General features: G+C 70.8%; 18 protein-coding genes and 1 tRNA gene. 9 read left to right on the top strand and 10 right to left on the bottom strand.

What is annotated here, in order from left to right:
- Window positions 1-107 precede the first annotated feature (107 nt).
- Complete coding sequence (polA, locus tag ABD335_RS15160) at window positions 108-2855, bottom strand: DNA polymerase I (RefSeq protein ID WP_425583636.1); 2748 nt, start codon at window positions 2853-2855, stop codon at window positions 108-110.
- 89 nt (window positions 2856-2944) lie between these two features.
- Here polA and ABD335_RS15155 point away from each other — a divergent pair, with 89 nt between their 5' ends.
- The gene (locus ABD335_RS15155) at window positions 2945-5251 is read left to right on the top strand and encodes an FdhF/YdeP family oxidoreductase (protein WP_344322947.1); all 2307 of its coding nucleotides are present in this window, start codon (window positions 2945-2947) and stop codon (window positions 5249-5251) included.
- Window positions 5252-5316: 65 nt separating this feature from the next.
- Window positions 5317-5787, top strand: a complete 471-nt coding sequence (locus tag ABD335_RS15150; protein ID WP_344322945.1) for a PaaI family thioesterase — start codon at window positions 5317-5319, stop codon at window positions 5785-5787.
- A 139-nt stretch (window positions 5788-5926) separates the two neighbouring features.
- On the opposite strand, the gene ABD335_RS15145 is transcribed toward ABD335_RS15150, so the two are convergent.
- From ABD335_RS15145 to ABD335_RS15120, 6 genes are all read right to left on the bottom strand, one after another.
- Entirely contained in the window at window positions 5927-6694 is a 768-nt protein-coding gene (locus ABD335_RS15145) for an ABC transporter ATP-binding protein (protein ID WP_344322942.1), read from the bottom strand.
- Window positions 6691-7707 (bottom strand): ABC transporter ATP-binding protein, encoded by a 1017-nt coding sequence (locus ABD335_RS15140; protein ID WP_344322940.1) that lies wholly within the window; start codon window positions 7705-7707, stop codon window positions 6691-6693. Before ABD335_RS15140 ends, ABD335_RS15145 begins: the two co-directional genes overlap by 4 nt.
- Window positions 7704-9092, bottom strand: a complete 1389-nt coding sequence (locus ABD335_RS15135) for a branched-chain amino acid ABC transporter permease (RefSeq protein ID WP_344322938.1) — start codon at window positions 9090-9092, stop codon at window positions 7704-7706. The genes ABD335_RS15140 and ABD335_RS15135 overlap by 4 nt, the downstream gene beginning before the upstream one ends.
- Window positions 9089-10012, bottom strand: coding sequence for a branched-chain amino acid ABC transporter permease (locus ABD335_RS15130; protein WP_344322936.1), 924 nt, complete (start codon window positions 10010-10012; stop codon window positions 9089-9091). The genes ABD335_RS15135 and ABD335_RS15130 overlap by 4 nt, the downstream gene beginning before the upstream one ends.
- 172 nt (window positions 10013-10184) lie before the next feature.
- The gene (locus ABD335_RS15125) at window positions 10185-11345 is read right to left on the bottom strand and encodes a branched-chain amino acid ABC transporter substrate-binding protein (RefSeq protein ID WP_344322934.1); all 1161 of its coding nucleotides are present in this window, start codon (window positions 11343-11345) and stop codon (window positions 10185-10187) included.
- Window positions 11346-11886: 541 nt separating this feature from the next.
- On the bottom strand, window positions 11887-12528 hold the full coding sequence (locus tag ABD335_RS15120) for an ANTAR domain-containing response regulator (protein WP_425583646.1): 642 nt from the start codon (window positions 12526-12528) through the stop codon (window positions 11887-11889).
- 121 nt (window positions 12529-12649) lie between these two features.
- Here ABD335_RS15120 and ABD335_RS15115 point away from each other — a divergent pair.
- Window positions 12650-12733 (top strand) — tRNA-Leu (locus ABD335_RS15115).
- A gap of 89 nt (window positions 12734-12822) precedes the next feature.
- Window positions 12823-13611: a helix-turn-helix domain-containing protein gene (locus tag ABD335_RS15110; protein WP_344322928.1), complete on the top strand. Its 789-nt coding sequence runs from the start codon at window positions 12823-12825 to the stop codon at window positions 13609-13611.
- Between the two features lie 82 nt (window positions 13612-13693).
- On the opposite strand, the gene pyk is transcribed toward ABD335_RS15110, so the two are convergent.
- Window positions 13694-15127 (bottom strand): pyruvate kinase, encoded by a 1434-nt coding sequence (gene pyk, locus ABD335_RS15105; RefSeq protein WP_344322926.1) that lies wholly within the window; start codon window positions 15125-15127, stop codon window positions 13694-13696.
- 325 nt (window positions 15128-15452) lie between these two features.
- On the opposite strand from pyk, the gene ABD335_RS15100 reads away from it, so the two are divergent.
- From ABD335_RS15100 to ABD335_RS15085, 4 genes are all read left to right on the top strand, one after another.
- Window positions 15453-17258: a bifunctional metallophosphatase/5'-nucleotidase gene (locus tag ABD335_RS15100; RefSeq protein ID WP_344322924.1), complete on the top strand. Its 1806-nt coding sequence runs from the start codon at window positions 15453-15455 to the stop codon at window positions 17256-17258.
- Window positions 17259-17423: 165 nt separating this feature from the next.
- Entirely contained in the window at window positions 17424-18116 is a 693-nt protein-coding gene (locus ABD335_RS15095; RefSeq protein ID WP_344322921.1) for a hypothetical protein, read from the top strand.
- Window positions 18100-18693, top strand: a complete 594-nt coding sequence (locus ABD335_RS15090) for a hypothetical protein (protein ID WP_344322919.1) — start codon at window positions 18100-18102, stop codon at window positions 18691-18693. The genes ABD335_RS15095 and ABD335_RS15090 overlap by 17 nt, the downstream gene beginning before the upstream one ends.
- A complete protein-coding gene (locus ABD335_RS15085) occupies window positions 18690-19229 on the top strand; it encodes a hypothetical protein (protein WP_344322917.1) in 540 nt (179 codons plus the stop codon). Before ABD335_RS15090 ends, ABD335_RS15085 begins: the two co-directional genes overlap by 4 nt.
- Before the next feature lie 60 nt (window positions 19230-19289).
- Here ABD335_RS15085 and pepN read toward each other — a convergent pair whose 3' ends face one another.
- Both pepN and ABD335_RS15075 read right to left on the bottom strand, forming a co-directional pair.
- Complete coding sequence (gene pepN / locus ABD335_RS15080) at window positions 19290-21809, bottom strand: aminopeptidase N (protein WP_344322915.1); 2520 nt, start codon at window positions 21807-21809, stop codon at window positions 19290-19292.
- Between the two features lie 87 nt (window positions 21810-21896).
- A complete protein-coding gene (locus ABD335_RS15075) occupies window positions 21897-22232 on the bottom strand; it encodes a chorismate mutase (RefSeq protein ID WP_344322913.1) in 336 nt (111 codons plus the stop codon).
- Between the two features lie 134 nt (window positions 22233-22366).
- Between ABD335_RS15075 and ABD335_RS15070 the strand changes: the two genes are divergently transcribed.
- Entirely contained in the window at window positions 22367-23263 is an 897-nt protein-coding gene (locus ABD335_RS15070; protein WP_425583635.1) for a hypothetical protein, read from the top strand.
- Window positions 23264-23310 lie beyond the last annotated feature (47 nt).

The raw sequence follows: 23310 nt of genomic DNA, 5'->3' as shown, positions 1-23310 counted from the left end.
CCACCGGACGTTCACCGCCGCTCGCCGCCGTGTGCCGCCGGTACGGTTTCCCCACCGTCCGCGCGGCACACGGCCGTTCGCGGCCCGCCGCGGCGGGCGGAGCCGGTTCAGTGGGCGGCGTTCTCCCAGTTCTCGCCGGAGCCGACGGACACGTCCAGCGGCGCCCGCAGCTCGACGGCCCCGGCCATCTCCCGCCGCACCAGCTCCTCCACGGCCTCCCGCTCCCCCGGCGCGACCTCCAGCACGATCTCGTCGTGCACCTGGAGCAGCATCCTGGTGCGCAGCCCCGCCTCGCCCAGCGCCCGGTCCACCCTCAGCATGGCGATCTTCACGATGTCCGCGGCGGTGCCCTGGATCGGGGCGTTGAGCGCCATCCGCTCGGCCATCTCCCGCCGCTGGCGGTTGTCGCTGTTGAGGTCGGGCAGGTAGCGGCGGCGGCCCAGGATGGTCTCGGTGTAGCCGGTGACCCGCGCCTCCTCCACGACCCGCTGCAGGTAGTCGCGCACCCCGCCGAAGCGCTCGAAGTAGGCGTCCATCAGCCTGCGCGCCTCGTCGGCGGTGATGCCGAGCTGCTGCGACAGGCCGAAGGCCGACAGCCCGTAGGCCAGCCCGTAGGACATCGCCTTGATCCTGCGGCGCATCTCCGGGTCCACCCGGTCCTTGGGCACGCCGAAGACCTGGGAGGCGGCCGTGGTGTGCAGGTCCTCGCCGGAGGTGAACGCCTCGATCAGGCCCTCGTCCTCCGACAGGTGGGCCATCACCCGCAGTTCGATCTGGCTGTAGTCGGCCGTCAGCAGCGACTCGTAGCCCTCGCCGACCACGAAGCCCCGGCGGATGGCCCGGCCCTCGTCGGTGCGCACGGGGATGTTCTGCAGGTTCGGGTCGGTCGAGGACAGCCGCCCGGTCGCGGCGACCGTCTGGTTGAAGGTGGTGTGGATGCGGCCGTCGGCGGCGATCGTCTTGATCAGGCCCTCGACGGTGGTGCGCAGCTTGGACTGCTCGCGGTAACGCAGCATGATCACCGGCAGTTCGTGCTCGGTCTGCGCCGCCAGCCACGCCAGCGCGTCCGCGTCGGTGGTGTAGCCGGTCTTGGTCCGCTTCGTCTTCGGCAGGCCCAGCTCGCCGAAGAGGACCTCCTGGAGCTGCTTGGGCGAGCCGAGGTTGAACTCGTGGCCCACCGAGGCGTGCGCCTCCCGCACCGCCTGCTGGACGGCCGCCGCGAACTGCTGCTCCATGTTCTCCAGCCACGCCCGGTCCGCGGCGATGCCGGCGCGCTCCATCCGCGCCAGCAACTCGGAGGTCGGCAGCTCCACGTCCCTGAGCAGGTCGGCCGCGCCGACCTCCCGAAGCCGCCCGGACAGCGCCCCGCCCAGGTCGAGGATGGTGCGGGCGCGGCTCATCAGCGCGTCCGCCTCGGCCTCCTCGTCCGCGCCGAGGGCGAGCTGTCCGCTGCTCTCGGCCGGCCGGGCCGGCTCGCGGCCCAGGAACTCCACCGACAGGGCGTCCAGCGCGAAGGAACGGCGGCCGGGCTGCACCAGGTAGGCGGCGAGCGCGGTGTCCATCGTCACGCCGCCGACGCGCCAGCCGTGCTCGGCGAAGACCCGCATCGTCGCCTTGGCGTCGTGCATCACCTTCGGCCGCTTCTCGTCGGCGGTCCACGCGGCGAACGCCTTCTCGTCGGCCTCGTCCAGCTGCGCCGGGTCGAACCACACGGCCGGGCCCGCGGCGGTGGCCAGGGCGATCTCGGCGACGCCGCCCGTGCCCAGCTTCCAGGTGTCGACGGTGGCCACCCCCAGCGGGCCGGCGCCGGGCGCGGCGTGCTCGGCCAGCCAGGGCGCCAGCTCGCCCGTGCCCAGGATCGTGCCGTCGATCTCCACCCCGTCCTCCGGGGCCGTCTCCTCCTCGGCCGCGCCCGGATCCACGGCGTACAGCCGGTCGCGGAAGCCGGTGTTGCGGAACTCCAGCGCGTCCAGCACCACCTCCAGCGCCCGGCGGTCGTACGGCGCCCGCGCCAGGTCCGCCGGGGCGGCCGGCAGCTCCACGTCGTGCACCAGGGCCGTCAGGCGCCGGTTGAGCCTGACGGAGTCCAGGTGCTCGCGGAGCTTCTCCCCGACCTTGCCCTTGACCTCGTCCGAGCGCTCCAGCAGCTCGTCCAGGGAGCCGAACTGCCTGATCCACTTCGCGGCCGTCTTCTCGCCCACCCCGGGGATGCCGGGGAGGTTGTCCGACGGGTCGCCGCGCAGCGCGGCGAAGTCCGGGTACTGCCGGGGCGTCAGACCGTACTTCTCCTCCACCTTCTCGGGGGTGAAGCGGGTCAGCTCCGACACCCCGCGGGTGGGATACAGCACCGTGACCGCGTCGCTGACCAGCTGGAAGGAGTCGCGGTCGCCGGTGACGATCGACACCCGGAACCCCTCGGCCTCCGCCTGTGTGGCCAGGGTGGCGATGATGTCGTCGGCCTCGAAGCCCTCCACCGCGAACCGCCGCACGTTCATCGCGTCCAGCAGCTCGCCGATCAGCTCGACCTGGCCCTTGAAGCTGTCGGGGGTCTTGGAGCGGTTCGCCTTGTACTCGGCGAACTCGTGCGTGCGCCAGGTCGTGCGCGAGACGTCGAAGGCGACGGCGAGGTGGGTGGGCTCCTCGTCACGCAGCGTGTTCGCCAGCATCGAGGCGAAACCGTAGACGGCGTTCGTCGGCTGGCCCGTGGTGGTGGAGAAGTTCTCCTCGGGCAGCGCGAAGAACGCCCGGTAGGCGAGGGAGTGCCCGTCCAGCAGGAGCAGGCGCTTCTCCGCCGGCGCGGACGGCGCTGCCGGCTCTGTCGGTGTTGCGGTCGCTGTCGATGCTTTGTTGGCCACGCCCCGATCCTGCCACGCACCGCCGACAATCGTTTCCGGCCGTCCCGCGCGGTGTCGCATGTCGGCGGTGCGTGGCAGGATCGTCGGTCATGAAGCGCAAGCCGCCCCAGGTCGACCCCGTCCAGGACGCTCCTCGGGTCAGCGCCCCGCGGCACTCCGCCGCCGGGCTGCCCGCCGTCGCCCACTCCCTGCGCGTGGCACAGCGGCAGATGGGGGCGCGGCGCACCGCGCTGACCCTGCTCAGGGTCAACCAGGCGGACGGCTTCGACTGCCCCGGCTGCGCCTGGCCCGAGCCGGAGCGCCGGCACACCGCGGAGTTCTGCGAGAACGGCGCCAAGGCCGTCGCCGAGGAGGCCACCCTGCGGCGGGTCACCCCCGCCTTCTTCGCCGAGCACCCCGTCTCCGAGCTCGCCGACCGCTCGGGGTACTGGCTGGGCCAGCAGGGACGGCTCACCCACCCGATGTACCTGGCGGAGGGCTCCGACCACTACGAACCGGTCGACTGGGAGCGGGCCTTCGACATCGTCGCCGAGGAGCTGCGCGCCCTCGACTCCCCCGACGAGGCCCTCTTCTACACCTCCGGCCGCACGAGCAACGAGGCCGCCTTCCTCTACCAGCTCTTCGCCCGCTCCTTCGGCACCAACAACCTGCCCGACTGCTCCAACCTGTGCCACGAGTCCTCCGGCGCGGCACTCACCGAGACCCTCGGCGTCGGCAAGGGCAGCGTGCTGCTGGAGGACCTCCACCGCGCCGACCTGATCATCGTCGCCGGGCAGAACCCGGGCACCAACCACCCGCGGATGCTCTCCGCCCTGGAGCGGGCCAAGCGGAACGGCGCGCGGATCATCACCGTCAACCCGCTGCCCGAGGCGGGCCTGGAGCGGTTCGACAACCCGCAGACCCTGCGCGGCCTGGTCGGCGGCGGCACCCCGCTGACCGACCTGTTCCTCCAGATCCGCATCGGCGGCGACCAGGCGCTCTTCCGCGAGCTGTGCCGCCGCGTCCTGGCGGCCGAGGGCGGGGTGGACGAGGAATTCGTCCGCGAACACACCCACGGGTTCGAGGAGTTCGCGGCGGCCGTCCGCGCCGGCGACCCCGAGGAGGTGCTGCGCGCCACCGGGCTGGACCCGGCCGACATCGACCGCGCCGCCGAGCTGGTCCTCGCCTCGGAGCGCACCGTCGTGTGCTGGGCCATGGGCCTGACCCAGCACCGGCACGCCGTGCCCACCATCCGCGAGATCGTCAACCTCCTGCTGCTGCGCGGCGCCGTCGGCCGCCCCGGCGCCGGCGTCTGCCCGGTGCGCGGCCACAGCAACGTCCAGGGCGACCGCACCATGGGCATCGTCGAGAAGCCCGCGCCCGCCCTGCTGGACGCCCTGGAGGAGGAGTTCGGCGTCCCCATGCCGCGCGAGCACGGCCTGGACGTCGTGAACGCCATCCGCGCCCTGCGCGACGGGAAGGCGAAGGTGTTCTTCGCCCTGGGCGGCAACTTCGTCGCCGCCTCCCCCGACACCGAGGTCACCGAGGCCGCGATGCGCCGGGCCCGGCTGACCGTGCACGTGTCCACCAAGCTCAACCGCTCCCACTGCGTCACCGGCGCCCGCGCCCTGATCCTGCCCACCCTCGGCCGCACCGAGCGCGACGTGCAGGCCTCCGGCGAGCAGTTCGTCACCGTCGAGGACTCCATGGGCATGGTCCACGCCTCGCGCGGACGCCTGGCCCCGGCGAGCGACCACCTGCTGTCGGAGCCCGCCATCGTCTGCCGGCTGGCCCGCCGCGTCCTGGGCCCCGACCACCCCGTCCCCTGGGAGGAGTTCGAGGCCGACTACGCCGCGATCCGCGACCGCATCGCCCGCGTCGTCCCCGGCTTCACGGACTTCAACGCCCGCGTCGCCCGCCCCGGCGGCTTCGCGCTCCCCCACGCCCCGCGCGACGAGCGCCGCTTCCCCACCGCCACCGGCAAGGCCAACTTCACCGCCGCGCCCGTGGAGTGGCCGCGCGTCCCGCCCGGCCGCCTGCTGTTGCAGACCCTGCGCTCCCACGACCAGTACAACACCACGATCTACGGCCTCGACGACCGCTACCGCGGCATCGAGGGGGGCCGCCGCGTGGTCCTCGTCCACCCCGACGACGCCGCCGAACTGGGCCTGCCCGACGGCTCCCACGCCGACCTCACCAGCGAGTGGGAGGACGGACGCGAGCGCACCGCGCCCGGTTTCCGCGTCGTCCACTACCCCACCGCCCGCGGGTGCGCCGCCGCCTACTTCCCCGAGACCAACGTCCTGGTCCCCCTCGACGCCACCGCCGAGACCAGCAACACCCCCGCCAGCAAGTCCGTGGTGATCCGCCTCACCCCGTCCGAGGCGCCCCCGTCGGCCTCTGGTAAGACGGTGTAGAGCACATCCATCACCCACCGGAGGCGGTGCGCCAGCACCGACACGACGATCGGAGCCGTGAGCCCATGGGCGAGCCGACCACCACCACGTTCCCCCAGGAGATCATCGACCAGTGGGCCGGGCTCGGCATCGACCTGCCCTCCCTGTTCTCCGCCGGGCACCTGGGCGAACGCATGGGCCTGACCATCCTGGAGGCCTCCCCCGAGAAGGTCGTCGGCACCCTCCCCGTCGAGGGCAACACCCAGCCGTACGGGCTGCTGCACGGCGGCGCCTCCGCCGTCCTGGCCGAGACCCTCGGCTCCGTCGGCGCCATGCTCCACGGCGGACCGGGCAAGATCGCCGTCGGCGTGGACCTCAACTGCACCCACCACCGCGGGCTGCGCTCCGGGGTCGTCACCGGCACCGCCACCCCGCTGCACCGCGGCCGGTCCACCACCACGTACGAGATCACCATCACCGACGAGCAGGGCCGCCGCGTGTGCTCCGCCCGTCTGACCTGCCTGCTGCGCGACGCCCCGGAGGGCGCCTACAGCTGACCCCGCGGAAGGGCCCCGTCCGTCGCGGGGTGCTCCCACGGCCCCCGCCCGCGCCCGGACGCCGGCCCCCGCGCACGACGGTGCCGCGGCGGCACACTCGCCGCCGCGGCACCGTCGCGCGGGTCGCGGGTCGGGGACGCTACGCGGCGCCCTCGCCCAGATAGGCCGCCCGGACCCGGGGGTCGGACAGCAGCTCGGCCGCTCCGCCCTCCATCGCCACCGAGCCCGTCTCCAGCACGTACCCGCGGTCGGCCATCCGGAGCGCCTGCGAGGCGTTCTGCTCCACCAGCAGCACCGTGGTGCCCTGCTCGTTGATCTCCTTGATGATCTCGAAGATCTGCTGCACGATCAGCGGCGCCAGACCCATCGACGGCTCGTCCAGCAGCAGGATCTCCGGCTTGCCCATCAGCGCGCGGCCGATCGCCAGCATCTGCTGCTCACCGCCGGAGAGCGTCCCGCCGAGCTGGCTCTTGCGCTCCCCCAGCCGTGGGAAGAGCGTGAACACCCGGTCCATGTCCTCCTTGTCGACGGACCTGAACCGGTACGCCCCCATCTGGAGGTTCTCCCGGACCGTCATCCGCGGGAAGACCCCGCGCCCCTCGGGGACGTGGCCGATGCCGAACCGCACCAGATCGTGCGACTTGATGCCGTCGACCCGCTCCCCGTGGAGCAGCACCTGGCCCGCGCGCGGGGCGATCATCCCGGAGGCCGTGCGCAGCGTGGTCGACTTCCCCGCGCCGTTGGCGCCGAGCAGGGCGACGACCTCTCCCCGGCGGACCGTCAGGTTGACGCCCTTGAGCGCCTCGATGGCGCCGTAGAACACGTGCAGGTCACGGAGTTCGAGCACCACCGGGGAGGTGGACGCGCCGCGCTCCGGCTCCTTCTTCGTCTGCGTGGTGCCGCTCACTCGCGTTCCTCCGTGTCCTGCGCCTTCGGCCCGCCGGCGTCCGCGCCGGGGGCGTCACCGGGCTCGCCGCCGGGGTCGTCACCGGAGCCGGTCCCGTCGGTCCCGGCCGCCGCCGCCTCCGCTTCGGCGACCGCCTCCGCCTCGGCGACCACCTCCGCCACCGCGGCCTCGTCCTCCTCGGTCACGGACCCCAGGTACGCCTCGATCACCGCCGGGTCCCGCTGCACCTCCGACGGGGACCCCTCGGCGATCTTCTTGCCGAAGTTGAGCACCATCACCCGGTCCGCCACCGACATCACCAGCCGCATGTCGTGCTCGATCAGCAGCACGCTCACGCCCAGCTCGGTGTTGATCCGCCGGATCAGCTCCTCCAGCTCCAGCTTCTCCGTCGGGTTGGTGCCCGCCGCCGGCTCGTCCAGCAGCAGCACCTCCGGATCGGTCGCCAGCGCCCGCGCGATCTCCAGCCGCCGCTGGTCGCCGTAGCTCAGCGCCCCCGCCAGCTCGTTGATCCTGTCGAGCAGACCGACGAACGACAGCACCTCGTGCGCCCTGCGGTCGCTGGCGCGCTCCGCCTTCCGCGCGTTCGGCAGCCCCAGCATGATCGACACCGGGTCCGCCTTCAGCCGCGTCTCCGCCGCGATCTTGACGTTCTCCAGCGCCGTCAGCGCGCCGAACAGCCGGATGTTCTGGAAGGTGCGCGCCAGGCCCAACCGGCTCACCACATGCGGCTTGGCGCCCAGCAGCGAGTGCTCCCCGCCGCGCCGCGGACGGAAGACGATCTTCCCTTCCTGCGGGACGTACGCGCCGGTCAGCGAGTTGAACAGCGACGTCTTCCCGGCGCCGTTGGGTCCGATGACCGCCAGGACCTCACCGCGCCGCATCCGCAGCTCGACGTTGTCCAGACTCGTCAGACCGCCGAACCGCAGCGTCACGCCCGACGTCTCCAGCACCAGGTCCCCCGGCCCGGCGTCGCCCGCCGGCACCCGGTCCGTCTTCGTCACCTCGGTGGTCACTGCTGCCTGCCTTCCGCCGGGCCGGTCGCGTCGGCTCCGCCGAGCCCCGACTCCGCCATCTTCAGCTCACGCTTGCGGCGACGGGAGGGCCACACGCCCTGCGGCCGGTAGATCATCATGATGACGAGCAGGGCCCCCAGGTACATGTAGCGGTCCTTGGGGTCCACCCACTCCCGCAGGTACTCCGGCAGCCACACCAGGAACGCCGCTCCGACCAGCACCCCGGGGATCGACCCCATGCCGCCGAAGATGACGTAGGCCAGCACCAGCACGGAGAGCAGGATCGCGAAGTTCTCCGGGTTGAAGTAGCCCACCTTGCTCGCGTACGCCACACCGGCCACACCGGAGGTCGACGCACCGATCGCGAACGCCATCAGCTTGTAGCGGACCGTGTTCACGCCCGTGGCCGCCGCCGCCACCTCGTCCTCGCGGATCGCGGTCCACGCCCGGCCCACCTTGGAGTGCTCCAGCCGCAGGAACAGGAAGATCGCCAGCACGACGAACCCGATCAGCAGCCAGTAGTACGGCATCGGGTCCAGCCCCCACTCGTAGGAGAAGAAGCCCAGGTCGACGCTGAACCGCTCGACCTTGACACCGCGCACGCCCTCCGTCAGGCCCTCGGCGTTCTTCGCCATCAGGTAGACGATCTCGTGGAAGCCCAGCGTCACGATCGCCAGGTAGTCACCGCGCAGCCGCAGCGTCGGCGCACCCAGGATCACACCCGCCACCAGGCAGGTCAGCACCGCGATCGGCAGCACCAGGAAGTTGTTCAGCGCCACCGGCGGCTGGACCGGCAACGCACCCGTCCAGTACGCCGCGCTGTACGCGCCGATCGCGAAGAACGCGATGAAGCCCAGGTCCAGCAGACCCGCCCAGCCGATCACCACGTTCAGACCGATCGCCAGCAGCACGAAGATCGCGATCTGGTCCACCAGCACCTGCTGCCAGTACCGCTCCAGGCCCAGCGGACCCAACACCGCCAGCGCCAGCAGGGCCACCAGCACGCCGACCCGCACGGAGGCGTTCGCCTCCCACACGCCGCGCAGCGAGGCGACCGGACCCGACACGGTCTCCCTGCCCCGCTTCACCGCGCTGCCGGTCTGCTCGGCGAGGAACTCCCGCACCGCCCAGACCACCACCGCGACTCCCACCCAGATCCACAGTCCGGGCCCGGTGAAGTCCTCCCGCAGCGCCATGAACAGGTCCCGGGTGTTGCCCTCCTCGCCCGTCATGAGCGTGAGGGTCACCGCCAGCGCCAACAGCGCGCCCAGCCGCCGCCAGCGCGGCTCCTGGTACCAGTGCACCTTCCGCAGCCGGGCCGCCGCCGACAGTGCCGCCGGGACGCCCTCCGGGGTCTTCGCCGGGGTCGAGGTCTTCATGCTCATGCCGTCCTCCCCAGACGCTCGCCGAGAATGCCGGTCGGACGGACCATCAGCACCAGCACCAGCACCACGAAGGCTCCGACGTAACGCCAGTCGTCACCCCACAGCGCCACCGTCATGGTCTCCACCACGCCCAGCACCAGACCGCCGAGCATCGCGCCGCGCACGTTGCCGATGCCGCCCAGCACCGCCGCCGCGAACGCCGTGATGCCGGGCAGGAAGCCCATCGTGTACACGACCTGGCTGTTGGTGCCGAAGAGGAAGCCGGCCGCACCGCCGAGCAGACCGCCGAGCACGAACGTCCGGGACACCACCTTGTCGATGTCCACGCCCATCAGCGCCGCGACCTCCGGGTCCTGCGCCACCGCGCGGATGCCCGAACCCATCTTCGTGCGGTTCACCACGTAGTCCAGGCCGACCATCATCACGACCGCGGACACCAGGATCAGCACCTGCGTGACGGTCAGCTCCGCGCCGAAGACGGACACCGCCGTCCCGTTCTCGTACATCGACGGGATCGGCGCCGGGTTGCGGCCGAACAGCTTGCCCGCCAGGTTGTACAGGAAGAACGACGCGCCGATCGCGGTGATCAGGAACACGAGCCGGGGCGAGTTGCGCCTGCGCAGCGGCCGGTACGCCACGCGTTCCAGACCGAAGGCCACCGCCCCGCCCAGCGCGGCGCCCGCCGACATGCCGATCGCCACGTAGACGACCGAACTCATACCCGAGGGCGTCTCCTCGGGAATCACGGCGGTCAGGGCCAGCAGGCCACCGTAACCGCCGAACATGAACACCTCGCTGTGCGCGAAGTTCAGAAGTTGGAGCACGCCGTAGACCAGCGTGTAGCCGATGGCGATGACGGCGTAGAGACTGCCGAGCACCACCCCTAGGACGAGGAAGTCCCAGAACTCACTGAGGGACATCGAACTGTCTTCCTTGTGGGAATGCGCCGCCGGGCCGTGCGTTCAGCACCGGAGACAAGCGGCTTTGAGGTTCACGGGGACGGACGCGCGCCCGAGGGGCGTCCGCCGGGTGTCACACCGGTCGGCGCGGCCGTGGGACCGCCGCGCCGACCGGTCGGAAGCGCCGGCCGGCTCAGCCCGCCAGCTCGTCGATGCTGCCCTGGTACTCGATGGCGTCACCCTTGACCTGGTACAGGTAGATGGTCTGGTTGGTGAACTCGCCCTTGTCGTCGAAGGAGAACTCCTTCGTGATGCCCTTGTACTTCACCGCGCGCAGCGCGTCCACCAGGGCCTGACGCTCCACGCCACCGTCCTTGTGGAGCTTCTTGATCTCCTCGATGATCATGTTGGCGGCGTCGAAGGACTCGGCCGAGTACGTGCCCGGAGCCTGCTTGTACTCCTTCTCGTAGTCCGCGGCGAACTTCTTCGTCGCGTCCTCCTTGGTGGCGTCCGTGCACGGGCAGGTCAGGAACCACTGGTCCGAGGCGTCGCCCGCCAGCTCGATGAACTGCGCGTCGTTGGTGCCGTCACCCGACACCGCCACCCCGTCGAAGCCCGCCTCGTCCAGCTTCTTCGCGAACGGACCCGCGTCCTGGTAGTAACCGGCGTAGATCAGGGCGTCCGGCTTGTTCTTGACCACGTTCTTCGCCGCGGCGCTGTAGTCCGGGGTCTTCTGCGGAACGCTCTGGCGCACCACGTCGACGCCCGCGGCCTTCAGATCCTTCTCCGCCACGTCCGCCAGGCCGATGCCGTAGTCGGTCTTGTCGTCGACCACCACGACCTTCTCGGCCTTGACCTTGTTCGCCAGGTACTTCGCCATCCCGGCACCCTGGGCGCTGTCGTTCGGCACCGCCCGCAGGAACGTCTCGTAGCCCTTGGTCGTCAGGTCCGGACGCGTCGCCGACGACGACACCGCGGCCAGCCCGGCCGCCCCGTACACCTCGGCGGCGGTGTCCGCCGGACCGGAGAACGCCGGACCGATCACCGCGACGACGTCCGTGTCGTCGATCGCCTTCTGCGCGGCGGCCGTGGCCTTGTCCGGCAGACCCTGGTCGTCGACCGGCATGTACTCGAGTTCGAAGCCGAGATCGCCCGAGGCGTTCGCCTGCTCGATGGCCAGCTTGATGCCGTTCTCCATGTTCTGGCCGAGCTGGACGTTGTCGCCGGAGAGAGGGCCCTGGAAAGCGATCTTGTAGGTGTCGCCCCCGCTCCCGCTGTCCCCGCCGCACCCCGTGAGCGCGAGCGCGCCAACGGCCATGGGAATGGCCAGCTTGACGATGGTCTTGTTGAGCACGTGGAACCCCCTGGAGCCCGCTCAGATCACGACGATCGCCGTACCTCCGGCGACGCGATCCGCACGTACACATGTGCGGCGTGGCCCGGAATCTATTGCCCAGGAAGCCGACCAAACAGGTGAGAGGAACAGATGTGATCGCCCTGTGACCTGTGCCATGCGCCGGAAACAGAACACTCCTTACCGGAGACCGGACAGAAACGGAGAGATCATCAAAGGCCGGACCACTTGAAACGCCGACGATCTCGGCACACGACCCGCTCGAAGCGGCACACGGGCCGGGCGGCGTCCCTTTCCTCCGGGTTTCTCCGCCTTCCCCGGCCCCTCCCCGGCCCTTCTCGGGCCCCTCTCCGGCTCTTCCCGCTCACCGGCCCACGCCCGACCACCGCCGGAACAGCCCCCCGACCCACCCCTCCGCGACCGATCCGCCCCCTCGCGTCACACCACGGACGACGCCCTCACGACGGCCGCCGGCCCACGACACCCCCTCGCGGGCGAACCCCGTGGCCGCCGCGCCGGCGGCCACGGCACGGGGCCGACGTCACCGCTGCCGCTTCTTCTCCTCGGCGTCCTGGATCACGGCCTCCGCCACCTGCCGCATCGACAGCCGGCGGTCCATCGAGGTCTTCTGGATCCACCGGAACGCGGCCGGCTCGGTCAGCCCGTACTCCGTCTGCAACAGGCCCTTCGCCCGGTCCACCAGCTTCCGCGTCTCCAGCCGCTGCGTGAGGTCGGCGACCTCCTCCGACAACACCTTCATCTCGTTGAACCGCGACACCGCCATCTCGATGGCCGGCACCACGTCGCTCTTGCTGAACGGCTTCACCAGGTACGCCATCGCCCCCGCGTCGCGCGCCCGCTCCACCAGCTCGCGCTGCGAGAACGCGGTCAGCATCAGCACCGGGGCGATGGACTCCTCCGCGATCTTCTCGGCCGCCGAGATCCCGTCCAGCACGGGCATCTTCACGTCCAGGATCACCAGGTCGGGGCGGTGTTCCCGGGCCAGCTCCACGGCGGTCTGCCCGTCCCCCGCCTCCCCGACGACGGTGTAGCCCTCCTCCTCCAGCATCTCCTTGAGGTCCAGCCGGATCAGCGCCTCGTCCTCGGCGATGACGACCCTCGTCGTCTCCGGCGGGACGTGCGCCCGCTCGCCGGCGCCGCCGTCGCCGTTGTCGCTGCTGATGGGCTCGGGGATGTCCGCGGTGCTCACTGGGCTCCTCGTCTTCCGGCCAAGATGGGACTTCCGAGACTACCCAGCTGATGGCACGGCCGTTTACCCGGTACACTCACGGGGCGACGGTCTGGCCGGGTTGGCGGAACTGGCATACGCGGATGTCTCAAACACATCTGTCCGAGAGGACTTGCGGGTTCGAATCCCGCACCCGGCACTCGTATCGCACCGTAGGCGGATTCTCACGTTCTCGTGAATCCTCGCCGTTTCGCTTCGTGAACAGGGACGACCACACACAGTAGTGCCATGGAGTTCCACGGCACCGAGGTTCGCGAGAAAGCCCTGACCCTCCTCCGAGCAGGCATGAGAAACGCCGAGGTGGCCCGTCGGCTGAACGTCCCCAAGGGAACCGTCGGCTACTGGCTGCACACGGAGCGCGCCCGACGGGGAGCCCTCCCCGGACGTCCGACCCCCTCCTGCCCCCGTTGCGACGGCAGGGAACTCGACGAGAGAGCGTACGCGTACCTCCTCGGCCTCTATCTCGGAGACGGCCACATCGTCCGGTATTCGGGACACCGGGTGCCGAATCTGATGATCACCTGCTCGGACGACTGGCCGGAGCTGATCGACGCCTGCGAGAAGGCGATGCGAGCGGTTTTCCCCGGGAACTCCGTGTGCCGCGTCCGCAAGACCGGCTGCCGCAACGTGAAGGTCTACTCCCGGCATCTGGAATGCCTGTTTCCCCAGCACGGGCCGGGAAGGAAACACGAGCGGCGCATCACGCTCGAATCCTGGCAGCGGCGGATCGTCGAGAAACACCCCTGGGAACTGATTCGAGGGCTCGTCCACTCCGACGGCTGTCGTGTCGCCAATTGGACGGTCCGGCTCGTCGGAGGCGAACGGAAGCGTTACGTGTATCCGCGGTATTTGTTCGCCAACAAGTCCCGGGACATCCTGCGCCTGTACACCGAAGCCCTCGACAGAGTCGGCGTCGAGTGGCGAACGGCGCGTCGCCGCACGGGAGTGTGCGACGTCTCCGTGGCCCGCCGGGCGTCCGTGGCGCTGATGGACGCGCACATCGGCCCGAAGCGCTGAGCCGCGCCGCGCGAGTTCGAGGGGAGTCCCGGTCGCCGTTGGCGCGAGACGGCGACCGGGACTCCCTGTCCCTGGGGTGGGGTCACCGGAGGGCGGGTCCCTCTCCGATGTGGTGGACGCGGACCATGTTGGTGGTGCCGGGGACCCCGGGCGGGGAGCCGGCGGTGATGATCACCTTGTCCCCCTCCTGGCAGCGTCCGATCTTCAGGAGCTGCTCGTCGACCTGCCGGACCATCTCGTCGGTGCTCTGCACGGTGGGCCCGAGGAAGGTCTCCACGCCCCAGGTGAGGGTGAGTTGGGCGCGGGTGGAGGGGTCCGGGGTGAAGGCGAGGACGGGGATGGGCGAGCGGTAGCGGGACAGGCGGCGGACGGTGTCCCCGGACTGGGTGAAGGCGACGAGGAACTTCGCGCCGAGGAAGTCGCCCATCTCGGCCGCGGCGCGGGCCACGGCGCCGCCCTGGGTGCGGGGTTTTCCGCTCTCGGTGAGCGGGGGGAGGCCCTTGGCGAGCATGTCCTCCTCGGCGGCGACGACGATCTTCCCCATGGTCTTGACCGTCTCGACGGGGTGTTTGCCGACGCTGGTCTCGCCGGAGAGCATCACGGCGTCGGTCCCGTCCATGACGGCGTTGGCCACGTCGGAGACCTCGGCGCGGGTGGGCCGGGAGGAGTCGATCATCGAGTCGAGCATCTGGGTGGCGACGATGACCGGTTTGGCGTTGCGCCGGGCGAGCGCGATGGCGCGTTTCTGCACCATCGGGACGGTTTCCAGGGGCATTTCGACGCCGAGGTCGCCGCGGGCGACCATGAGGCCGTCGAAGGCGGCGACGATGTCGTGGAGGTTCTCCACCGCCTGGGGTTTCTCGATCTTGGCTATGACGGGGAGGTGGCGGCCCTCCTCCTTCATGACGCGGTGGACGTCGGCGATGTCGCGTCCGCTGCGGACGAAGGAGAGGGCGATGACGTCCACGCCCGTGCGCAGCGCCCAGCGCAGGTCCTCGACGTCCTTCTCGGAGAGGGCGGGCACGGAGACGGCGACGCCGGGGAGGTTGAGGCCCTTGTGGTCGGAGACCACGCCGCCTTCGGTGACCTTGGTGCGGACGCGGGGGCCGTCGACGGCGGTGACCTCCAGGGCGACGCGGCCGTCGTCGACGAGGATGGTCTCTCCGGGGGAGACGTCGTCGGCGAGTCCTTCGTAGGTGGTGCCGCACTGTTCGCGGTCGCCCTCGACGTCCTCGGTGGTGATGGTGAACTCGTCACCGCGTTCAAGGAGTACGGGGCCTTCGCGGAATCGTCCGAGCCGGATCTTCGGGCCTTGAAGGTCGGCGAGGACGCCGACGCTGCGGCCGGCCGCTTCGGCCGCCCGGCGCACGCGGTGGTAGCGCTCCTCGTGCTCGGCGTGGCCGCCGTGGCTGAGGTTGAGTCGGGCGACGTCCATTCCGGCTTCCACGAGCATCTTGATCTGCTCGTACGACTCGGTGGCGGGTCCGAGTGTGCAGACGATTTTCGCGCGGCGCATGGTGTCGAGCCTAGGGCGTACCGGCGGGTAGGGAACTGTGGGAACTCCACTGTTCAACGCCCGTTATCCATAAGGCCGTTCACAACTTTGAAATGGGCGGGGGAGCGCTCTGATGAGCATTTCCGGTTCTCCCGGCGGCATATTCCACCGGTGAAATGCGGAGCGGTCGGACCGCCGCGCGGAGACGCGGGGCCGCGGCCTCCCAAGCGGGCCGCGAGGAACGCTTGTTGACAGACGAGGCTTCCGGGACGGACTCTACGCGCGTTGCCGTACGCGGTTCGGGCCGCCCCGCACGCGTCGCCCCACGATCCGAGGAGAACGTCAGATGCCGCTCGACCGCAGAAGATTCCTGGGCCGGACCGCCGCGACCGGGGCGGGACTCGCCCTGGCGGGTGCCGCGGCCGCGCCCGCCGAGGCCCACGGGGACGACCGGGACGGGAGGAGGTCGACCAAGCGGTACTCCTTCACCGTGCTGGGGACGACGGACCTGCACGGCAACGTCTTCAACTGGGACTACTTCACCGACGCCGAGTACGACGACAAGAGCCACAACGACATCGGGCTCGCCAAGATATCGACGCTGGTGAAGCGCATACGCCGGGAGAAGGGCCGCGACAACACCCTCCTGATCGACGCGGGCGACACCATTCAGGGCACCCAACTGTCGTACTACTACGCCAAGATCGACCCGATCACCGGTGAGAACGGTCCGGTGCATCCGATGGCACGGGCGATGAACGCGATCGGCTACGACGCGGCGGCCCTGGGCAATCACGAGTTCAACTACGGGATTCCGCTGCTGCGGAAGTTCGAGGAGCAGTGCGACTTCCCGCTGCTGGCGGCGAACGCCCTGGACGCCGCGTCCGGCCGCCCGGCCTTCCCGCCGTACTGGATGGGCCGGCTGCGCACCCCGCGCGGCCGGGACGTGCGGGTGGCGGTGCTGGGGCTGACCAACCCGGGGATCGCCGTCTGGGACAAGGCGCACGTGCAGGGGAAGATGACGTTCCCCGGCCTGGAGGAGCAGGCGGCGTTCTGGGTGCCCCGGCTGCGGTCGATGGGCGCGGACGTGGTGATCGTCTCGGCGCACTCGGGCACCGGCGGCACGTCCTCCTACGGGGACCAGGTGCCGCACGTGGAGAACGCGGCGGCGCTGGTGGCGGAGAAGGTGCCGGGGATCGACGCGATCCTGGTGGGCCACGCGCACGCCGAGATCGCCGAGCACCGGGTGGTGAACGCGGAGACGGGGCGCGAGGTGGTGCTGTCGGAGCCGCTGAAGTGGGGGCAGCGGCTGAGCGTCTTCGACTTCGACCTGGTGTGGGAGCGGGGCCGCTGGGAGGTGGAGTCGGTCTCGGCGACGGTGCTGAACTCCAACGAGGTCGAGGAGGACCCGGCGATCACGCGGCTGCTGGGGGACGAGCACGCGAAGGTCGTCGCCTATGTCAACCAGGTCGTCGGGACGTCCGTCGAGCCGATGTCGTCGGCCGAGGCGCCCTGTCGGGACACCCCGATCATCGACCTGATCAACTTCGTGCAGGCCGAGACGGTGCGCGAGGCGCTGGCGGGCACGGAGTACGCGGAGCTGCCGGTGCTGTCACAGGCGGCGTGCTTCTCGCGGTCGGCGGTGATCCCGGCGGGCGAGGTGACGATCCGGGACGTGGCGGGGCTGTACACCTTCGAGAACACTCTGGAGGCGCGGCTGATCACGGGCGCGCAGTTGCGGGACTACCTGGAGTTCTCGGCTCGCTACTTCGCGCGGGTGCCGGCGGGGGGCGAGGTGGACCCGGCGACGTTGACGAACGCGGGCGGCATCCCGGACTACAACTACGACGCGGTGCGGGGCGTCTCGTACGACATCGACATCGCGCGGGAGCCGGGGTCGCGGATCACGGGTCTGACGTTCGAGGGGCGCGCGGTGGCGGACGAGGACCGGTTCGTGCTGGCGGTGAACAACTACCGGGCGAACGGGGGCGGGAACTTCCCCCACATCGCGTCGGCCCGGCAGGTGTGGGCGAACTCGGAGGAGATCCGCAACACGATCATCACGTGGGTGCGGGCGACCGGGGAGATCGACCCGGCGCGGTTCGCCTCGGTGGAGTGGCGCCTGGTGCGCGACGGGGTTCCGGTGTTCTGAGGGGTCCGGCCGCGGCGGCCCGGTGCGGCCCGGGCCGCCGCCGGACGTTCCGGGCCGTCGGCCGCCGTACCCCCGGGGCTGCCCGGGGGTACGGCGGACCCGCGTCACCTCGGACTGCCAGGTTCTGACTACCGTTGGTAGTCGGAGGCGGCAGGGGGAAGACGCATGTCGTTCGACGAGGAGTGGGCCGCCCTGGTGGCCAAAGCCTCGAACCAGGAGGGTGCCCGGATGCGGTTGAACAAGGCCGACCCGGGCGGCGGTGGAGGATCGTCCGACCTGTCGGTCGTCCAGGACGAGCTGGGGGCGATCGGTCACGACGCGTACGAGTTGTTCGGCCGTCCGCGGAAGGACGGCGACACCGCCCGCGAGTCCAGCGACACCGCCGCCTCCACCCTGAAGAAGAGCAACTTCACCCTGGGCGAGGAACTCGGCGTCACCGTCGGTATGTGGGAGTCCCAGGTCAAGACGCTGCTGCAGTCCTGCGCGCACATCTCCAACCACCTCGACTACAGCGCGAAGTCCTACGCCAAGCAGGACAAGGAGATCGAGGCGCAGACGAGACACCGAGCAACAGCGGAAGAACCCCGAAGACTTGGAGCGCCGGATCAACCGGCTGATCGCACGGCGGAGGAAATCGACGGCTCGGCGGCCCGGGATCTCCAGCGCGACGTGGGGGTCGCCCTGGCCACGGTCACCGATCCGGACAAGAAGACGCATCTGCCACGGCCCCGGCGCGCTCGGCCACGCGCTGGAGGCCGCGGCCACCGGGCGCGCGTACGACAGCGAGTCGACCAAGCCGGTCGAGCACACGGAGAAGGGCGCGAAGCCCACCGAGCGTCTGGTGGCGTACTTCGGTGACCATCCCGAGTCGATTCGCCGCAACGAGAACATGGGGGACGAGGAACTGGAGGACCTGAAGACGGGTCCGCTCCATGCCCTGCGGGACAGCCTCGGCAACATCACCGCCGATTACATGGGCGACTTCCAGCGGGTGATGTACGGAGACGACGCCTCGTCGGACCACTTTCCGGTCAAGGGGGTGCCGGCGGTCTTCGAGGACTCCGGCCAGGTGCAGCGGTTCCTCGTCGAGGTGGGCCAGGACCCGGACGCGTACGCCTCCATCACCAGTGCCCAGCAGGCGTACACGTCGATGATGGTGCACGAAGTCGTGAACGGAGAGAGTCGGTCGACAGTGGCCCTGGAGCAGAGGATCAGCAACGCGGTCGCTCCCGGTGCCGTGATCGCGGGCATCATGAGCGAGGCCCGGGCGGACGCCACCATCGATGCGATCGATGAAATCGTCGGACGGGCGCTCCTCAACCACTCCGGAACCAATTCCGATACCGCCTTGGACATCAGGGAAGCGGCAACTACCCAGGCAGGCAACAGCTATGGCGAGGGATCCATGCGGGAAGCCTCCGGAGACGCATCGTGAGGGCAGGGGACATCGGGTCGAGAAGCTCACTCCTCTCGTTGACGGCCGTTCTGCTCCTGTCGCTGACCAGTTGCGGGGAGAGCGGGAATGAGAAGAGGGAGTACTCCATACCGGAGTCTTTGTGCGGCGTGAATGTCGGTACGGATCTGCTCGCACCTTTCATGCCTCCGGGGAAGCGGATCCACCAGGCGGAGGACGAAACGGCCACCATCATCTGGTCCTGCGAGGTGTCGGTGGACGGGAAGGATGTCTTCCGGATCGGCCGGGAGAGTTGGGAGCCGGGTTGGTCCACACGGCGTTTCGCTCTCAGGCATGCCTATGTGCAACCGGAGCACGAGGCCACGGACAAGTCCTACGTGTACTCGGATAAAGGCGCAGTGGCCACTGTGCGATGCACCGAAAAGGGGGGCGACCGGGATCTTTTCCTCGTGGTCAAGGCGGGCGAGAACACCGCCGGCGAAGAAGCCATGGAAAAGTTCGTCATCGCGTACCGCGAGGAGTTCCTGAAAAGCGATCCGTGCGCCGACGAGCGATGAACGGCCCGAAGGCGCCGGGGCCCCGTCCGTGTCGGACGGGGCCCCGGCGCCTTCGGTGGGTCAGTGCGCCTTCCGCACCCGCAGGGCGCGGGCGAGGTCGTCGAGTTCGTCGGCGAGTGGGCGGCGCAGGGCGGGGACGAGGGTGGGGTCCGCCAGGCAGCGCTCCCCCAGGGCCAGGGTGGCGGGGTCGGTGAAGGGACGGGGGAAGCCGTACCGGGCGAGGTTCTCGGCCATGGCCGCGCCGCGGCGGGCGGCGAGGGCGGGAGCCTGTTCGAAGTAGCGGGGGACGTAGTCCTTCAGCAGATCGTGGTGTTCGGGGTGCCAGAAGCCCTGGAAGGTGGCTTTGAACAGGTAGTTGGAGAGGGTGTCGGACTCGTCGAACAGGGCCTGCCAGGCGGCGGCCTTGGCGTCGGGGTCCGGGAGGGCGGCGCGGCAGCGGGCGGCGCCCTCGGTGCCGGCGGCGCTGGGGTCGGCTTCGAGGGCGGCGTCGATGTCGGCGGGTCCGACGGCGCCGAGGACGGCGAGGCGGTGGAGCAGCCGCCAGCGCAGTTCGTGGTCGAGGGGGCGGCCGCCGGGGAGGGTGCCGGTGGTCCACCAGCGGTGGAGGTCGTCGGGGGTCGTGGCGCTGTCGACGAGGGTGCGTACGGCGGTCAGGTGCACTCCGCCGCCCCCTCCGTCGGCCGGTGTGTTCTCCAGCAGGGCGTGGGCGAGGTCGGTGAGCGTCTCCAGCGCGGCGGTGCGTCGCCGTGGTGGCAGGTAGTGGTCGGCGAGTTGGTGGCGGGCGAAGTCCAGGACGCCGGCGACGACGGCGTTGTCGGTTTCCCGGGGGAGGTGGGCGCGGGCGGTGTCCAGGTAGTCGCCGGGCGGCAGTTCGCCGTCGCGGACCATGTCGCGGGCGGCGTTCCAGACGGTGGCGCGGGTCAGCGGGTCGGGCAGGCCGGACAGGTGGTGCCGTACGGTCCGCCAGGAATCCTCGTCGAGGCGGACCTTGGCGTAGGTCAGGTCGCGGTCGTTGAGGAGGACGAGGTCGGGGCGGGGGCCGTCGACGGGGTGGGTGTGCCGGTCGGCGTCGGCGGCCAGGTCGATCTCCAGGGGTTCGCGCGGCACCAGGGTTCCGCTTCCGTCGCCGGCCAGGTCGTACAGGCCGACGGCGATGCGGTGGGGGCGGTTGCCGGTGTGGGCGATCTCCAGGCGCGGGGGCCGGCCGGTGGTGTCCTCGGCGAGGGTGGGGGCGAGGGTGTCGACGCCGCTGGTGCGCAGCCAGCGGTCGGCCCAGGCGCGGACGTCGCGGCCGGAGGCGCGGGTCAGGGAGTCGACGAGGTCGGCGAGGTCGGCGTTGCCGAAGCGGTGGCGGGTGAAGTGGTCGTTGACGCCGGCGAGGAAGGTTTTCTCGCCGAGCCAGGCGACGAGTTGGCGCAGGGCGCCGGCGCCCTTGGCGTAGGAGATGCCGTCGAAGTTGAGGAGGGCGGAGGCGGTGTCGGGCACCGCGTCGGGTTCGGGGGCGACGGGGTGGGTGGAGGGGCGCTGGTCGGCGTCGTAGCCCCAGGCCTTGCGGCGGATCGCGAAGTCGGTCCAGGTGTCGGTGAAGCCGGTGGCCTCGGCGAGGATCTGGTAGCCCATGTACTCGGCGAAGGACTCGTTGAGCCAGATGTCGTCCCACCAGCGGAGGGTGACCAGGTCGCCGAACCACATGTGGGCCATCTCGTGGGCGATGGTCACGCCTCGGGTCTGCCGCTGGGTGTCGGTGACGGCGGAGCGGAACACGTACTCGTCGCGGAGGGTGACCAGTCCGGGGTTCTCCATGGCGCCGGCGTTGAACTCGGGGACGAACGCCTGGTCGTAGGAGTCGAAGGGGTAGGGCTCGTCGAAGATCTCGTGGTAGCGGTCGAAGCAGCGGCGGGTGATGTCGAGGAGTTCGTCCGCGTCGGCGTCGAGGTGGGAGGCGAGGGACTGCCGTACGTGCAGGCCGAAGGGGATGCCGGCGTGTTCGGTGCGCACCGAGTGCCAGGGGCCGGCGGCCACGGCGACGAAGTAGGTGCTCAGGGGCGGGGTGGTGGCGCACTCCCAGCGGCCGGGTTCGCCCTCGACGCGGCGGGCGACGCCGTTGCCGAGGACGGTCCACTCCTCGGGCGCGGTGACGGTGACGGCGAAGGGGGCTTTGAGGTCGGGCTGGTCGAAGGCCGCGAAGACGAGGGGGGCCTCGTTCTGGAAGCACATGGTGTAGAGGTAGGTGCGGCCGTCGGCGGGGTCGGTGAAGCGGTGCATGCCCTCGCCGGTGCGGCTGTAGGGCATGTCGGCCTCGACGCGCAGTTCGTGGTCGCCCGCCTCCAGGCCGGTCAGGGGCAGGCGTCCGTCGGCGAGGGTGCCCGGGTCGAGGTCGTGCCCGTCGAGGACGGCCCGGTGGAGGGTGTGGGGCCGTACCTCGACGAAGGTGTCGCCGGCTTCGCGGGTGGTGAAGCGGACGGTGGTGGTGGAGCCGAAGACCTCCTCGCCGCGGGTGAGGTCGAGGTCGACGGCGTACTGCTGGACGTCGAGGAGACGGGCGCGGTGGCGGGCCTCGTCGCGGGTCAGTGCGGGCATGGCGTTCATGCTGCCGTACGCGCCCGGTGGCGCGCACGGGAGTTGTGGGCGGTCGCCTCCGCCCGGCTCGGGGTTCGGGGCGCGGGGCTACTCCCCTCGTCTCTCGTCGCCCGTCTGGGTGTCCTCCGCGATCCGTTCGTGGTGGCGGATGACCTCGGCGATGATGAAGTTGAGCAGTTTCTCGGCGAACGCGGGGTCGAGTTTGGCGCTCTCGGCGAGGCCGCGCAGGCGGGCGATCTGGCGGGCCTCGCGGGCGGGGTCGGCGGGGGGCAGGTTGTGCTCGGCCTTGAGGCGGCCGACCTGCTGGGTGCACTTGAAGCGTTCGGCGAGCATGTGCACCACGGCCGCGTCGATGTTGTCGATGCTGTCGCGCAGCCGGGTGAGCTCGGCGTACACCGCCGGGTCGATCTCACTGTCGGTCATGGTCACCGACTCTATGCGCTTCCGCGTGCGCGCTCGGCCACGGGGTGCCGCCGCCGTACAGTGGGCATCAGGCGGCCCGACGACCCACGGGAGGCGGTGGGCGCATGGCGGTGCGCGGTGGTGGTCACGGGGGTGTGCGCAGTCCCGTCGAGCACGGTTTCCCGCACCTTCCGACGGTGCGGGCGTCGATCACGGCGCTGTACCGGAGGTTGTCGTACGAGACCGTCCGCACCTTCGACACCAGTGTCGCCGCGGGCGACGTGGCGTTCGCGGACGCCGACGAGCTGTACGCGGGCGCGCAGCGGGTGGCGCGGGTGCTGGTGCGGCACCTGCGGTTGCCGGAGGCGCGGCTGGTGGTGAGCTTCCGCGACATGGAGCACGCGGCGAACGTGGAGCCGGCGGCGGGGCCGGAGTACTTCGTGGAGCTGAACTCGCGTTTCAAGAGCCACCGCCGTGACATCGGGGCGGCGCTGGCGCACGAGGTGATGCACGTGTACCTGCACCGTCTGGGGCTGTCCTTTCCCGGGTTGCGGGACAACGAGATCCTCACCGACACGGCGACGGCGTACCTGGGGGCGGGGTGGCTGCTGCTGGACGCCTTCCGGGAGGACGACCTGACCTCGCAGAAGCTGGGCTACCTGACGCCGGAGGAGTTCGGTTACGTGCTGGCCAAGCGGGCGGAGCTGTTCGGGGAGGACCCGGCGCTGTGGTTCACCAGTCCGCAGGCGTACGAGGCGTACGCGCGGGGGCGGGAGGTGGCGCTTCGGGACGCGCGGCGGCCGCCGCTGACGGCCTGCGGGTGGGCGGGGCGGCACCGGTACGCCCGGGACCGGCGGTACGCGCGGACGCATCCGGAGGAGACGCCGTTCCCTCCCCGGGACGCCGAGGGCGGCTACGTCTTCGACTCGTGCTCGCCGCTGCGGGTGTCGTTCCCCTGCCCGACGTGCCTGCAGCGCATCCGGGTGCCGGTGCGCGGGCGGGTGCGGGCGCGGTGCGGGCTGTGCCGCACCGTCCTGGAGTGCGACACCTGAGGCGGGGCGGGCGGCGGGGACGCGGTGGCGGTCCGTGCCCCGGCTCC

The sequence above is a fragment of the Streptomyces macrosporus genome, assembly GCF_039533145.1.
Taxonomy (GTDB): Bacteria; Actinomycetota; Actinomycetes; order Streptomycetales; family Streptomycetaceae; genus Streptomyces; species Streptomyces macrosporus.
This window is presented reverse-complemented; position numbering and strand designations above follow the sequence as displayed.